At 58.4% G+C, this 14,606-nt stretch carries 12 protein-coding genes; 1 reads left to right on the top strand and 11 read right to left on the bottom strand.

Annotated features, from left to right (window positions below; all coding sequences use genetic code 11):
* Positions 1 to 67 precede the first annotated feature (67 nt).
* The 3 genes from htpG to HXW87_RS12225 all read right to left on the bottom strand — a co-directional run bounded on the left by htpG (position 68) and on the right by HXW87_RS12225 (position 2,979).
* The gene (htpG, locus tag HXW87_RS12235; RefSeq protein WP_047293050.1) at positions 68 to 1,972 is read right to left on the bottom strand and encodes a molecular chaperone HtpG; all 1,905 of its coding nucleotides are present in this window, start codon (positions 1,970 to 1,972) and stop codon (positions 68 to 70) included.
* 81 nt (positions 1,973 to 2,053) lie between these two features.
* Positions 2,054 to 2,506 carry a PaaI family thioesterase gene (locus tag HXW87_RS12230; RefSeq protein WP_041074374.1) on the bottom strand — a complete coding sequence of 151 codons (453 nt, stop codon included), beginning with the start codon at positions 2,504 to 2,506 and terminating at the stop codon, positions 2,054 to 2,056.
* Positions 2,503 to 2,979: a PaaI family thioesterase gene (locus tag HXW87_RS12225; RefSeq protein ID WP_121184399.1), complete on the bottom strand. Its 477-nt coding sequence runs from the start codon at positions 2,977 to 2,979 to the stop codon at positions 2,503 to 2,505. The genes HXW87_RS12230 and HXW87_RS12225 overlap by 4 nt, the downstream gene beginning before the upstream one ends.
* Positions 2,980 to 3,137: 158 nt before the next feature.
* Here HXW87_RS12225 and HXW87_RS12220 point away from each other — a divergent pair, with 158 nt between their 5' ends.
* The gene (locus HXW87_RS12220; RefSeq protein ID WP_007962865.1) at positions 3,138 to 3,374 is read left to right on the top strand and encodes a hypothetical protein; all 237 of its coding nucleotides are present in this window, start codon (positions 3,138 to 3,140) and stop codon (positions 3,372 to 3,374) included.
* Positions 3,375 to 3,462: 88 nt separating this feature from the next.
* Here HXW87_RS12220 and HXW87_RS12215 read toward each other — a convergent pair whose 3' ends face one another.
* The 8 genes from HXW87_RS12215 to HXW87_RS12180 all read right to left on the bottom strand — a co-directional run bounded on the left by HXW87_RS12215 (position 3,463) and on the right by HXW87_RS12180 (position 14,537).
* A complete protein-coding gene (locus HXW87_RS12215; RefSeq protein WP_182401382.1) occupies positions 3,463 to 3,864 on the bottom strand; it encodes an MAPEG family protein in 402 nt (133 codons plus the stop codon).
* The gene (locus HXW87_RS12210; protein WP_047292847.1) at positions 3,864 to 4,601 is read right to left on the bottom strand and encodes a DUF599 family protein; all 738 of its coding nucleotides are present in this window, start codon (positions 4,599 to 4,601) and stop codon (positions 3,864 to 3,866) included. Before HXW87_RS12210 ends, HXW87_RS12215 begins: the two co-directional genes overlap by 1 nt.
* Before the next feature lie 257 nt (positions 4,602 to 4,858).
* Positions 4,859 to 6,172 (bottom strand): branched-chain amino acid transport system II carrier protein, encoded by a 1,314-nt coding sequence (brnQ, locus tag HXW87_RS12205; RefSeq protein WP_047292845.1) that lies wholly within the window; start codon positions 6,170 to 6,172, stop codon positions 4,859 to 4,861.
* Between the two features lie 484 nt (positions 6,173 to 6,656).
* Positions 6,657 to 7,538: a succinate--CoA ligase subunit alpha gene (sucD, locus tag HXW87_RS12200; protein WP_003223019.1), complete on the bottom strand. Its 882-nt coding sequence runs from the start codon at positions 7,536 to 7,538 to the stop codon at positions 6,657 to 6,659.
* A complete protein-coding gene (sucC, locus tag HXW87_RS12195; protein ID WP_003223015.1) occupies positions 7,538 to 8,704 on the bottom strand; it encodes an ADP-forming succinate--CoA ligase subunit beta in 1,167 nt (388 codons plus the stop codon). Before sucC ends, sucD begins: the two co-directional genes overlap by 1 nt.
* Before the next feature lie 201 nt (positions 8,705 to 8,905).
* Positions 8,906 to 10,342, bottom strand: coding sequence for a dihydrolipoyl dehydrogenase (gene lpdA, locus HXW87_RS12190; protein ID WP_041074385.1), 1,437 nt, complete (start codon positions 10,340 to 10,342; stop codon positions 8,906 to 8,908).
* Positions 10,343 to 10,439: 97 nt separating this feature from the next.
* The gene (gene odhB / locus HXW87_RS12185; RefSeq protein ID WP_047292841.1) at positions 10,440 to 11,663 is read right to left on the bottom strand and encodes a 2-oxoglutarate dehydrogenase complex dihydrolipoyllysine-residue succinyltransferase; all 1,224 of its coding nucleotides are present in this window, start codon (positions 11,661 to 11,663) and stop codon (positions 10,440 to 10,442) included.
* Between the two features lie 42 nt (positions 11,664 to 11,705).
* Positions 11,706 to 14,537, bottom strand: coding sequence for a 2-oxoglutarate dehydrogenase E1 component (locus HXW87_RS12180; protein WP_239778973.1), 2,832 nt, complete (start codon positions 14,535 to 14,537; stop codon positions 11,706 to 11,708).
* Positions 14,538 to 14,606: the final 69 nt, after the last annotated feature.

Raw genomic sequence — 14,606 nt, 5'->3', positions numbered from 1 at the left:
TCTGACTCCTGATTAGTTAAACACCAGAATGAAAAAACCCGCCGAAGCGGGTTTTTCTACATCGTGATTAGGCTGACAGCTCAACCAGCAGCTTGTTCAGACGGGTCACATAAGCGGCCGGGTCTTTCAAGCTTTCGCCAGCCGCCAGAGCGGCCTGATCGAAGAGGATGTGCGACAGGTCGCCAAAACGCGCTTCGTTCTGCTCGCCATCGAGTTTCTCGATCAGCGGGTGGCTCGGGTTGAATTCGAAGATCGGCTTCGACTCCGGCACTTTTTGCCCGCTGGCTTCGAGGATCTGGCGCATTTGCAGGCCCAGGTCCTGTTCGCCGATGGCCAGAATGGCTGGCGAGTCGGTCAGGCGGTGAGAGACGCGAACCTCGGCAACGGAATCGCCCAGCGCGGTTTTCAGGCGCTCGACCAGACCTTCTTTGGACTTGGCGACTTCTTCTGCAGCTTTCTTGTCCTCTTCCGAGTCCAGGTTGCCCAGATCGAGGTCACCGCGTGCTACGTCGACAAAGGTCTTGCCGTCGAACTCGCTGAGGTAGCTCATCAGCCACTCGTCGATACGATCGGTCAGCAGCAGCACTTCGATGCCTTTCTTGCGGAAGACTTCCAGGTGCGGGCTGTTCTTGACCTGCGCATAGGTTTCACCGGTGAGGTAGTAGATCTTGTCCTGACCTTCCTTGGCGCGCGCCAGGTAGTCCGCCAGACCGACGATCTGCTCGCCGTCACCTTCGGTGGTCGATGCGAAGCGCAGCAGACCGGCAATTTTTTCCTTGTTGGCGAAATCTTCTGCCGGGCCTTCTTTCATGACCTGACCGAAGTTTTTCCAGAAGCCCTTGTATTGCTCAGGCTCGTTCTTCGCCAGTTTTTCCAGCATGTCCAGCACGCGCTTGGTCAGCGCCGACTTCATCGAGTCGATGATCGGGTCTTTCTGCAGGATTTCCCGCGACACGTTCAGCGACAGATCGTTGGAATCGACCACGCCTTTGATGAAGCGCAGGTACAGGGGCAGGAACGACTCGGCCTGATCCATCACGAACACGCGCTGCACGTAGAGCTTCAGGCCTTTCGGCGCTTCACGCTGGTACAGGTCGAACGGCGCGCGGGCCGGCACGTACAGCAACGAGCTGTACTCGAGCTTGCCTTCGACTTTGTTGTGGCTCCAGGCCAGCGGGTTTTCAAAGTCGTGGGCGATGTGTTTGTAGAACTCCTGGTATTCCTCGTCCTTCACTTCAGTGCGCGGACGGGTCCACAGGGCGCTGGCGCGGTTGACGGTTTCCCATTCAACGGCTGGTTTCTCTTCGCCCTCGGCAGCAGCCACTTCTTTCGGCAGCTCGATCGGCAGCGCGATGTGGTCGGAGTATTTCTTGATGATGTTGCGCAGACGCCAGCCATCGGCGAACTCGTCTTCACCAGACTTCAGGTGCAGGACGATGCGGGTACCGCGCTCTGGCTTGTCGATAGTGGCAACTTCGAACTCGCCCTCGCCTTTCGACGACCAGTGCACGCCTTCGCTGGCAGGAGTGCCGGCGCGACGGCTGTACACATCGACTTTGTCGGCAACGATGAAGGCGGAGTAGAAGCCGACACCAAACTGGCCGATCAGGTGCGAATCTTTCTTCTGATCGCCCGAGAGATTCTTCATGAAATCGGCGGTACCGGATTTGGCGATGGTCCCCAGGTGGGTGATCACATCGTCACGGTTCATGCCGATACCGTTGTCTTCGAGGGTGACGGTCTTGGCGTCCTTGTCGAAGCTCACACGGATTTTCAGTTCAGCGCCACCTTCGAGCAATTCCGGCTTGGCCAGAGCTTCGAAGCGCAGCTTGTCGACAGCGTCAGAGGCGTTCGAGATCAATTCGCGAAGGAAGATTTCCTTGTTGGAATACAGCGAATGGATCATGAGGTGCAGCAGTTGCTTTACCTCGGTCTGGAAGCCCAGGGTTTCCTTTTGAGTTTCCACACTCATGGTCATCAAACTCCAATCAGATGGCAGTGGCCGCGACCCGGAGGGTCGGCGGCGGGTTGTTCACTGAGTTGGGGGCAGCGTTCAGGATTTCAAGGGCTCATCGATTTTGAAGTGTGCACGGGCGGTGGCAATCGGCTCGCTCTCGGTACTTTGCCAGGCCGTGATGGCGACGTTGGCCACACGCCGGCCCTGACGGCAGACCTGACATTTGGCCCAAGTGTCGCGAAACTGCCCGGCGCGCAGGTAATCCAGGGAAAAATCGATGATCTTCGGCACCCCGGGCGCTCCGGTGAAGATCAGCAAATGCAACGCGGCTGCCAGCTCCATGAATCCGGCGATCACCCCGCCATGGATCGCAGGCAATAAAGGGTTACCAATGTTGTCCTTGTTCGCCGGCAGCTTGAACAGCAGGTCATCACCGACTCGCGAGCATTCGACGCCGATCAGCCCGGCGTAGGGAATCATCTGCAGCAAAGGCGCGTAATCGCCTTGGGCGTGAGCCAGCAGCAGTTGTTGCTTCCAGTCATCGCTCATCGAAGTTCTCCTTTGATCCTGCCGCCAAATCCCTGGGTGCCTTTCAGCCCCTTGCCCATGCGCATGAAGGTGCCAACCACATGGGCTATGGGTTGCTGCGGGTCGTCCTGATAGGCAAAACCGCGGGCGAAGATCACATCGGTGGTGACCCGATAACACTCGGCGAAACCGTAGACGTCCTTGTTCGGCTCTGCGGCGTGCATGTAGTCGATGCGCAGGTCCAGGGTCGGGCAGACTTCGAATTCCGGCAAAACGCACAACGTGGACATGCCGCATGCGGTGTCCATCAGCGAAGTAATCGCACCGCCGTGGATGACCCCGGTTTGCGGATTGCCAACGATTTTCGCGCTGTACGGCAGCTTCACTGTCAGCCCTTCGCTGCTGGCGCTGTGCACCGTCAAACCGAGCACCTGACAATGGCGCAGGGCGGAGAGAAAGCGTGTCGCGCGCTCAAAAACGGGGTTTTCAGCCATTTGATAATTACTCTCGTTAGAGCCTTTTGCCAGTAGTAAGCAATACGGCAAAAGTTCCACTGAAAAACAAACTTATATATCTGAACAAAATGAGGAACTTAACCTTTGGCGCTGCGCTCTTAAGGCCAGTAGTTATTTTCCATAAGGAGAAACACCCCATGCGTAAGACTTTAGCTATTGCCTTGATGTTGACCGCTTCCCTCGGTCTCGCTGCCTGCGATAAAAAATCCGAGGACAAAGCTCAAGATGCCAACCAACATGCTGAGCAAGCTCAGCAAGACATGAACAAAGCTCAGGATAAAGTGAACGACGCAGCAAAAGAAAACGCCGAAGCTGCCAAAGCTCAGGCTGAATCGAATCAAGCTGCTCAGGAAGAAGCTGCCAAGAAGCAATAATTGCGACTTGATGCAGAAAAAGAAAACCCGCCAAGTGCGGGTTTTCTTTTGCCTGTGATTTTTGGTCAGTCTTGGCTTAGAGGCTTTCTTAGAGCAATACGGTTCTAAAAGTCGGACTAATCATCAGCAACAAACTGCAGAGCAGGCCGACCAGCCACACCAGGCTGCGCAGGGATGGTTTATCCGCCAGGTACAACCACACGTAAAGAACCCGCGCGATCACAAAAATGATTGCCAGAGCATCAATCAACCAGCCTTGGGTTTGCGTGGTGTGCGCCATCAGCACACCCACGGCGAACAGGATGAACGCTTCGATGCAGTTCTGATGCGCCGCCAGCGCCCGCGCGCCGTAACCAGTGAGTTGCGCCTGTTGTTGGCGCGGCAGGTGGTTGTTGTAACCGCCCTGCTCTTTCATGGCTTTACCCACCGGCATACGCGCGATGTAGATCAACAATGCACTGATAAACACACACCAGAACGGAATACTCATCAAACAGCCTCTTTATTGGTTTCGGGCAATGGCGCCTCTGTAGGGGTATAGACCATCACATCGAGCACGTCGGAATGAAACTCGCGGCGGTACAACACTAGAACCACACCGGCACTCATCAACATGAACAACCATGGGCTGACAAACCACGCCAGCATGCTCATGCCGAAGTAGTAGGAACGCAGACCGAAGTTGAACTGGTTGGCCGCCATCGAAATCACCCGTGCCGCCCGCAGTGCGAACGCCTTGCGCTCCTGCTCGGACACCTGGCGTTCGCCGATCATTGGCGCTGAGCCGACCAGTACCGCGGCAAAGTTGTACTGACGCATGCACCAGCTGAACGTGAAGAACGCATAGACGAACACCAGCGCCAGGCACAGCAACTTGATCTCCGACATGCCCTGCGATGCCTGTTGCACCATCGGGATATCCGCCAGCAACGACACGGCGCGTTCGGATGCACCGAGCACGGTCAGAATACCGGCAAGAATAATCAGCGTGCTGGAGGCGAAGAACGAGGCGTTGCGTTCCAGATTGCCAATCACGCTGGCGTCGGCGATGCGGTTGTCACGCAGGAGCATGCGGCGCATCCAGTCTTCGCGGTACAGGTGCAACACACTGGCCAGGCACGCGGTATCGCGGGCCTTCCACGACGCATAACGGGTGTAACCGCCCCAGCAGATGACAAACCAGAGCGCGGCCAGCAGATGGATCAGGTTGGCTTGGATGAACGACATGCAATTCCCTGTGGAGTATGGATGCTACCTGTGGGAGCGAGCCTGCTCGCGAAAGCGGCGTATCACACAACATTGATGGCGGCTGACACAACGCTTTCGCGAGCAGGCTCGCTCCCACATTAAGACTTCGGCAACCTTTCGACGTTAGCTCGCGAAAAAAGACACTGCCAGACGCCCATAAAAAATGCCCCGTATCGATTGATACGGGGCATTTCCGTTTAAGCGCTGAAGACCCGCTTGTGGCGGGTCAGACAACGTCAGGCAACCGCTTCGCTGCGCTTGCCCAGCAGGCGATCGCAGACCACGGCGACCACCAGGGTCATCACGCATGGCACCAGCCAGGCCAACCCCTGCTCGCTCAGCGGCAGGTGCGCCAGCTGCGACGGCATCCAGTCAGCCAGACCGGCGCCCTTGAGCGCGTCGATGGTGCCGAACAGGAACGACACCAGCATGACCGGGCCGAGGATCCGCCCGTGTTCATGCCAGAAGTCCTTGCAGAAACTCAGAGCCACCAGAACGATGCACGGCGGGTAGATTGCGGTCAGTACCGGGATGGAGAACGCGATCAGCTTGGTCAGGCCCAGGTTGGACACCAGCAGCGAGAACGCGGCGAGGATGATCACCAGGGTCTTGTAGGACAGCGGCAGCACGCGGCTGAAGTATTCAGCGCAGGCGCAGGTCAGACCGACCGCGGTCACCAGGCACGCCAGCGAGATCAGCACCGCGAGGAAACCGCTGCCCAGCGAACCGAAGGTGTGCTGCACGTAAGCATGCAACACCGCCGCGCCGTTGGTGGCACCGACCGCGACTTCATGGCTGCCGGAACCGAGGCGGAACAGGCTGATGTACACCAGTGCCAGACCGACACCGGCGATGAGGCCGGCAATGATCGCGTAACGGGTGATCAGCGCAGGCGACTCGACGCCACGGGAGCGGATTGCGTTGACGATGACGATGCCGAACACCAGCGCGCCGAGGGTATCCATGGTCAGGTAACCATTGATGAAGCCCTGAGAGAACGGTGCCGCGACGTATTCAGGCGTGGCCTGGCCAATATCACCGGCCGGCAAGGCGAACGCGGCGATGCCGAGTACCGCCAGGGCGATGATTTTCAGCGGCGCGAGGAAACGCCCCACGGTATCGAGCAGACGGCCCGGATACAGCGAGATAAAGAACACCAGCAGGAAGTACACCGAGCTGTAGAGGAACAGCGCCAGCGGGCTTTCGCCGGTCAGTGGCGCCAGACCCACTTCGAACGACACGGTCGCGGTCCGCGGGGTGGCGAACAACGGGCCAACCGCCAGGTAGCACGCCGCGGCGAGCACACCACCGGCGATCTTGCCGATCGGGCTGCTCAGCGCATCCATCGCACCACCGACCTTGGCCAGAGCGACAACGGTGACCACCGGCAGACCGACTGCCGTGATCAAAAAGCCCAGCGCCGCCATCCAGACGTTAGGTCCGGACTGCAGGCCGACGATAGGCGGGAAAATGATGTTGCCGGCCCCGACGAACAGGGCAAATGTCATAAAGCCCAGTGCCAGGATGTCCTGACCTTTCAAAACTTTCATTAAGGAAATACCACACTACTGAATCGGAATTTAGAGGGGGATTTCCCTGTGGGGTTAGGGAAATGCTGTCAGTCCGTATGGGGCTGACCCGTTTAGCGCGTTGCATGCCTTGTGGGCGGCAGACGCAAAAATGGCTGCTAGCCTAACGAATTTGTCTGACAAACGCACTGTTTGAGGGCGAACTATCCGATACACGACGTGTCGGTGTCGCGTTTACGCATCTATTTTTCCTGCGGAGCACTCTGCAGGAAGAACCAGGACATGTAGCGAGGGGATTTATCCCCGATGGGGCGCGCAGCGGCCCCGATTGAGACCGTATGGTTTTTTCAGACTGAGCGCACTCACGGGATCAGGGGGCCGCTTCGCAGCCCATCGGGGATAAATCCCCTCGCCACAAAAACCCATATATTTTCCAGATTGCAGAAACAACAAAGGCCACCCGAAGGTGGCCTTTGTCTGGTGAAGCGTCAGTCAAGCACGAGGCTTACTTGACAGCCCAACCGGTCAGCTCGGCCAGGGCCTTGCCGATGTCTGCCAGCGAACGCACGGTTTTTACGCCTGCGTCTTGCAGCGCAGCGAATTTCTCGTCTGCAGTGCCTTTGCCGCCAGAGATGATTGCGCCAGCATGGCCCATGCGCTTGCCCGGAGGAGCAGTCACACCCGCGATGTAGGAAACAACCGGCTTGGTCACGTGTGCCTTGATGTAGGCAGCCGCTTCTTCTTCAGCCGAACCGCCGATCTCGCCGATCATCACGATCGCTTCGGTCTTCGGGTCTTCCTGGAACAGCTTCAGGATGTCGATGAAGTTCGAACCCGGGATCGGGTCACCACCGATGCCGACGCAAGTCGACTGACCGAAACCGGCGTCAGTGGTCTGCTTCACAGCTTCGTAGGTCAGGGTGCCGGAACGCGAAACGATACCGACCTTGCCTGGCAAGTGAATGTGACCTGGCATGATGCCGATCTTGCATTCGCCTGGAGTGATCACGCCTGGGCAGTTAGGGCCGATCAGGGTAACACCCAGCTCGTCGCACTTAACTTTAGCGTCCAGCATGTCCAGGGTAGGAATGCCTTCGGTGATGCAGACGATCAGCTTGATGCCGCCGAACGCTGCTTCCAGGATCGAGTCCTTGCAGAAAGGAGCCGGAACGTAGATCACGCTGGCGGTAGCGCCAGTGGCTGCGACTGCGTCTTTAACGGTGTTGAACACTGGCAGACCCAGGTGCTCGGTGCCGCCTTTGCCCGGGGTTACGCCGCCAACCATCTTGGTGCCGTATTCGATGGCTTGCTGGGTGTGGAAACTACCTTGCGAACCGGTAATACCCTGGCAGATAACTTTGGTGTCTTTATTGATCAGGACGCTCATTATTTGCCCTCCGCAGCTTTGACAACTTGTTGAGCAGCGTCGGTCAGGCTGGTAGCAGCGATGATGTTCAAACCGCTTTCTGCCAGTACTTTAGCGCCCAGCTCAGCGTTGTTGCCTTCAAGGCGAACAACAACCGGGATTTTCACGCCGACTTCTTTCACGGCGCCGATGATGCCTTCGGCAATCATGTCGCAGCGAACGATGCCGCCGAAGATGTTGACCAGTACTGCAGCGACATTGGTGTCGGACAGGATGATCTTGAAGGCTTCGGTCACGCGCTCTTTGGTAGCACCACCACCTACGTCGAGGAAGTTGGCTGGCTTGCCGCCGTGCAGGTTGACGATGTCCATGGTACCCATGGCCAGGCCGGCACCGTTGACCATGCAGCCGATGTTGCCTTCCAGGGCTACGTAGTTCAGTTCGAACTTGGCAGCGTGCGCTTCGCGCGGATCGTCTTGCGACGGATCGTGGAAAGTCTTCAGCTTAGGCTGACGGTACATGGCGTTGGCGTCGATGTTGATCTTGGCGTCCAGGCAGTGCAGATCGCCGTCAGCCTTGATCACCAGCGGGTTCACTTCCAGCAGGGCCAGATCGTGATCCTGGAACAGTTTGGCCAGACCGACGAAGATCTTGGCGAACTGGGCAACTTGCTTGCCTTCCAGACCCAGTTGGAACGCCAGCTCGCGACCCTGGAACGGCTGAGCGCCAACCAGTGGATCGATAGTGGCTTTCAGAATTTTTTCTGGCGTGTCGTGAGCGATTTTCTCGATGTCCACGCCACCTTCGGTGGAGGCCATGAACACGATGCGACGGCTCGAACGGTCAACGACAGCGCCCAGGTACAGCTCTTTAGCGATATCAGTGCACGATTCAACCAGGATCTTGGTGACTGGCTGACCATTGGCGTCAGTCTGGTAAGTCACCAGACGCTTGCCCAGCCACTGCTGTGCGAAGGCCTTGGCGTCTTCTTTGTTGCGAACCAGCTTGACGCCGCCCGCTTTACCGCGACCACCGGCGTGGACCTGGGCTTTGACAACCCACTCGCTGCCGCCGATTTTGTCGCAAGCTTCTGCTGCTGCTTCCGGGGTGTCTACTGCGTAACCAGTGGAAACTGGCAGGCCGTATTCAGCGAACAGCTGCTTACCCTGATACTCGTGAAGATTCATGCTTTTTACCGTCTTCGTTAGGTACTGCGCATTCGGCGCTGCGCTCTTGATGAGTGCCGCGCCACCTGTGACTGCTGCTTGCGTAGCCATCCGGTTACCCGGTTCAGCTACGCAAGACTGCGTCCAGCGGACATTCCGCGGTGAGACTTGCTCGCAAGGCTCACGACGGGCCGTTACCGCCGTGGTTTCTTATTGTGTGTCTTAACGCTTCTTGCGGTTGGCAATGTGGATGGCGCCGCCATTCACCGCCAGAGCAGCTTCGTGCAAGGCTTCAGACAGGGTCGGATGGGAGAAAACCATCATGCCCAGGTCTTCAGCGCTGGTGCCGAATTCCATACCGATCGCGCCCTGCTGAACCAGTTCTGCAGCGCTCGGGCCAATCACGTGCACGCCCAATACGCGGTCGGTCTTGGCATCAGCGATGACCTTGACGAAACCACCGGTATCGTTGGCGGCCATGGCACGGCCGGAAGCGGCGAACGGGAAGGTGCCGACGTTAACTTCAACGCCTTCGGCTTTCAAGGCCTGCTCGGTTTTGCCAACCCACGCGATTTCCGGGTGAGTATAAATAACCGAAGGGATCAGGTCATAGTTCATCTGGGCTTTGTGACCCTTGATGCGCTCGACAACCATGATGCCCTCTTCCGAGGCCTTGTGCGCCAGCATCATGCCGCGCACCACGTCACCGATGGCGTAAACGCCCGGTACGGTGGTGGCGCAGTGATCGTCAACGTGCACGAAACCGCGCTCGTCCAGGGTCACGCCGCTGTCGGCAGCCAGCAGATCAGTGGTCACCGGACGGCGACCAACGGCTACGATCAGCTTGTCGAAAGTGATGGTCTGTTCGCCGTTGGCATCGGTGTAGTTAACAACGACTTCGTCGCCGTTCACTTTCGAACCGGTCACGCGAGCGCCCAGCTTGATGTCCAGGCCCTGTTTGGTCAGGGTTTTCAGTGCTTCCTTGGAAACAGCGGTGTCGGCTGCCATCAGGAAAGTGTCCAGAGCTTCCAGGACAGTCACTTCTGCACCCAGACGCGACCACACCGAACCCAGTTCCAGACCGATCACGCCAGCGCCGATCACGCCCAGACGTTTAGGGACGGCCTGGAATTCCAGAGCACCCGTCGAATCGACGATGACTTTCTGATCGACCGGAGCCGGTGGAATGTCGATCGGACGCGAACCTGGGGCCAGGATGACGTTTTCGGCTTCGATGACTTCAACCGAACCGTCCGGCTTGGTGACTTCGACTTTCTTGCCAGCCAGCAGCTTGCCGTGGCCCTGGATCGAGGTCACGCCGTTGGCCTTGAACAGGGTGGCAACGCCGCCAGTCAGGTTCTTGACAATGCCAGCCTTGCGGCCAACCATCGCAGCGACGTCCATTTTGACTTCGCCGGTCGAGATACCGTGAACGTTGAAGCTCTCTTTGGCTTCCTTGTACTTCCAGGAGCTGTCCAGCAGCGCCTTGGACGGAATGCAGCCGACGTTCAGGCAAGTACCACCGAGGGCCTGTTTGCCTTCAGCGTCGGTGTACTTCTCGATGCAGGCAGTGGTGAGACCCAGCTGCGCGGCCTTGATGGCAGCAACATAGCCGCCAGGGCCGGCACCGATCACTACTACGTCAAATTTCTGCGACATTCAAAAAATCCTCTTTAGCGAAAAGCTTCAAGCCGCGCGCTGCGGGCCGTACCGCCGTTGCCGACGGTACGCCACCCGCAGCGCATGGCTGCTTCTATCAGATATCCAGCAACAGACGAGCCGGATCTTCCAGCAGGTTCTTGATGGTCACCAGGAAGGTTACAGCTTCTTTGCCATCGATCAGACGGTGATCGTAGGACAGTGCCAGGTACATCATCGGACGGATCACGACCTGACCGTTGATGGCCATAGGACGCTGGATGATGTTGTGCATGCCCAGAATCGCTGCCTGCGGCGGGTTGACGATCGGGGTCGACATCATCGAGCCGAAGGTACCACCGTTGGTGATGGTGAAGGTACCACCGGTCATCTCTTCCATCGACAGTTTGCCGTCACGGGCTTTTTTGCCGAACGTGGCGATGCCGCCTTCGATTTCAGCCAGGCTCATCAGCTCGGCGTTACGCAGAACCGGAACAACCAGACCACGGTCGCTGGAAACGGCAACACCAATGTCGGCGTAGCCGTGGTAAACGATGTCTGCGCCGTCGATCGAAGCGTTGACCGCCGGGAAGCGTTTCAGCGCTTCGGTGGCCGCCTTGACGAAGAACGACATGAAGCCCAGGCGTACGCCGTTGTGGGACTTCTCGAACAGGTCCTTGTACTTCGAACGCAGGGCCATGACTTCGGTCATGTCGACTTCGTTGAACGTGGTCAGCATGGCCATGTTCGACTGGGCTTCAACCAGACGCTCGGCAACCTTGGCACGCAGACGGGTCATTGGCACGCGTTTTTCAACGCGGTCACCGGCAGCGAATACCGGGGCAGCAGCGGCCGGAGCAGCAGCTTTCGCAGGAGCGGCAGCCGGAGCGGCTTTCTTCGCGGCAACAGCAGCCACCACGTCTTCCTTGGTCACACGACCGCCTTTGCCGGTGCCGGCAACGGAGGCGATGTTGATGCCGTTCTCTTCAGCCAGCTTGCGCGCAGCCGGAGCAGCAACAGGATCGTCTTCGCCTTCGGCAGCAGCCGGGGCAGCGGCAGCAGCGGCCGGAGCAGCAGCGGCGGCTGGAGCAGCGGCAGCAGCGCCACCTTCAGTGATGGAGCCCAGGACTTCGTCGGACAGAACGGTGTCGCCTTCGTTCTTGACGATTGCGCCCAGCACGCCGTCGGCGGTAGCCAGCACTTCCAGTACGACTTTGTCGGTTTCGATGTCGACGATCAGTTCGTCACGCTTGACGGCGTCGCCCGGTTGTTTGTGCCAGGTGGCAACGGTGCCATCGGCAACCGATTCCGGGAAAGTGGGGGCTTTGATCTCGATAGCCATTATCTGTGGTTCCTTAAATTCGGTTTCAGGTGCGCGAAGGCGTTAAACGGTAAACGCGTCTTGCAGCAGTTTTTCCTGCTGCTCGGCGTGCATCGATGCGTAACCACATGCAGGTGCAGCAGAAGCCTCACGGCCCGCGTACTCGAGTACGAGAGATTTGTTGAGGTTACCGATGCTGCGACGCAGGTGGTGCTGGCTGCAGTACCAGGCGCCCTGGTTCATTGGCTCTTCCTGACACCAGACGGCCGCTTTGGCGTTGGTGTAAGGCGCCAGGACTTCTTTCAAGTCGTCCTCAGGGAATGGATACATCTGCTCGATACGCACGATGGCGATATCGTCACGGCCTTCGGCACGACGTTTTTCCAGCAGGTCGTAGTAGACCTTGCCGCTACACAGAACAACACGCTCGACCTTTTTCGGGTCCAGGGCGTCGATTTCCGGGATCACGGTCTGGAACGAACCTTCGGCCAGATCTTCCAGAGTCGAGACGGCCAGCTTGTGGCGCAGCAACGACTTTGGAGTCAGAACGACCAATGGCTTGCGCAGCGGGCGAATCACCTGACGGCGCAGCAAGTGGTAGATCTGCGCCGGCGTGGTCGGCATGCACACCTGAATGTTGTGCTCGGCGCACAGTTGCAGGTAACGCTCAAGACGTGCCGAGCTGTGCTCAGGACCCTGACCTTCGTAGCCGTGCGGCAACAGCATGGTCAGACCGCAGAGACGGCCCCACTTGTGCTCGCCGCTGGTGATGAACTGGTCGATAACAACCTGTGCACCGTTGGCGAAGTCGCCGAACTGGGCTTCCCAGATCACCAGCGCGTTTGGCGTGGTGGTCGAGTAGCCGTATTCGAAGGCCAGTACCGCTTCTTCCGACAGGAACGAGTCATACAGGTCAAAACGTGGCTGACCTTCGTACAGGTGTTTCAGCGGAATGTAGGTGCCGGCATCTTTCTGGTTGTGCAGCACAGCGTGACGGTGCGAGAACGTACCGCGGCCGATGTCCTGACCGGTCATGCGGATCGGGTGACCTTCGAACGCCAGGGTCGCGTACGCCATGGTTTCGGCGTAACCCCAGTTGATCGGCAGGCCGCCGGCTTGCATCTTCTGACGGTCTTCGTAGATCTTCGCAACCTGACGCTGAACCACGAAGCCTTCCGGAATTTCCAGCAGCTTGGCAGACAGTTCCTGCAGGGTCTTGAGATCGAAGCGTGTGTCGTGACGCGCAGTCCAGGCGTGGCCCAGATACGGACGCCAATCCACGAACAGCTCTTTGTTCGGCTCTTTGACCAGCGATTTCACCACGTGCAGACCGTTGTCCAGCGCGTTGCGGTACTCGTCGACTTTCGCCTGTACACGCTCTGCGTCGAGCACACCGGCCTGAGTCAGACGATCAGCGTACAGCTCACGGGTGGTGCGCTGCTTGGTGATCTGCTGATACATCAGCGGCTGGGTGCCGCTTGGCTCGTCGGCCTCGTTGTGGCCGCGACGACGGTAGCAGACCAGGTCGATCACCACGTCACGCTTGAACTGCATGCGATAGTCGATGGCCAGCTGGGTCACGAACAGCACAGCTTCCGGATCATCACCATTCACATGGAGGATCGGTGCCTGGATCATCTTCGCAACGTCGGTGGCGTACTCGGTGGAACGCGAGTCCAGCGGGTTGCTGATGGTGAAACCGACCTGGTTGTTGATCACGATGTGCACGGTACCGCCGGTCTTGAAACCGCGGGTCTGCGACATCTGGAAGGTTTCCATGACCACGCCCTGACCTGCGAATGCAGCGTCACCGTGGATGGAGATCGGCAGAACCTTCTCACCGGTCGGGTCGTTACGACGATCCTGACGGGCGCGAACCGAACCTTCTACCACCGGGGAAACGATTTCCAGGTGGGACGGGTTGAACGCCATGGCCAGGTGAACTTCACCGCCGGCGGTCATCACGTTGGACGAGAAGCCCTGGTGGTATTTAACGTCACCGGAACCCAGCTCGACCTTCTTCTTGCCTTCGAACTCGTCGAACAGCTCGCGCGGGTTCTTGCCGAAGGTATTGACCAGCACGTTCAGACGGCCACGGTGGGCCATGCCGATGACGACTTCCTTGGTGCCGTAGGAACCGGAACGCTGGATCAGTTCGTCGAGCATCGGAATCAGGCTTTCGCCGCCTTCCAGACCGAAACGCTTGGTGCCCGGGTATTTGGTGCCCAGGTATTTTTCCAGGCCTTCACCGGCAGTCACGCGCTCAAGCAGGTGGCTCTTGATATCGGCGGAGTACGTCGGACGACCGCGCACGCTTTCCAGACGCTGCTGGAACCACTGGCGCTGCTCGGAATCGGTGATGTGCGTAAATTCAGCGCCGATGGTGCGGCAATATGTCTGCTGCAACGCTTCGTGAATTTCGCGTAGGCTCGCTTCCTCTTTGCCGATGAACAGGTCGCCGGCACGGAAGGTCGTATCAAGATCGGCATTGGTCAAGCCGTAATGATTGATCGACAGGTCTGCAGGTGCAGGACGCTGCCACAGCCCCAGCGGGTCAAGCTGGGCTGCCTGGTGGCCACGCATACGGTAGGCCTGGATCAATCGCAGCACTTCAACTTGCTTCTTCTCGTGCTCACTGCTCACGCTCCCGGCGGAAACCGGTTGAGCGCGGCGCTGGTTCTTTGCCAGCAGCACGAAATGATCGCGAATTGTGGAGTGCGAAACATCAGTGGCAGAGCTGCCGTCGGCAGGCAGCTTCTGAAAGTAGGTGCGCCACTCTTCTGGCACAGCGTTAGGGTCGTGCAGGTAGAGCTCATAAAGCTCTTCCACATAGGCAGCGTTTCCACCTGAAAGGTAGGCGCTGTTCCACATGCGCTGCATCACGCTTTCTTGCATGCTTGGTCACCCTCGGTTAGGGGAACACCATCGGCGTCAATACCGAGCAAACTTGCAGAAGTCCGAATG

Source organism: Pseudomonas sp. Y5-11 (assembly GCF_022368695.1).
Classification (GTDB): domain Bacteria; phylum Pseudomonadota; class Gammaproteobacteria; order Pseudomonadales; family Pseudomonadaceae; genus Aquipseudomonas; species Aquipseudomonas parakoreensis.
Note: the sequence above shows the minus strand (reverse complement) of the source record. Positions and strands in the feature narration are given on the sequence as shown.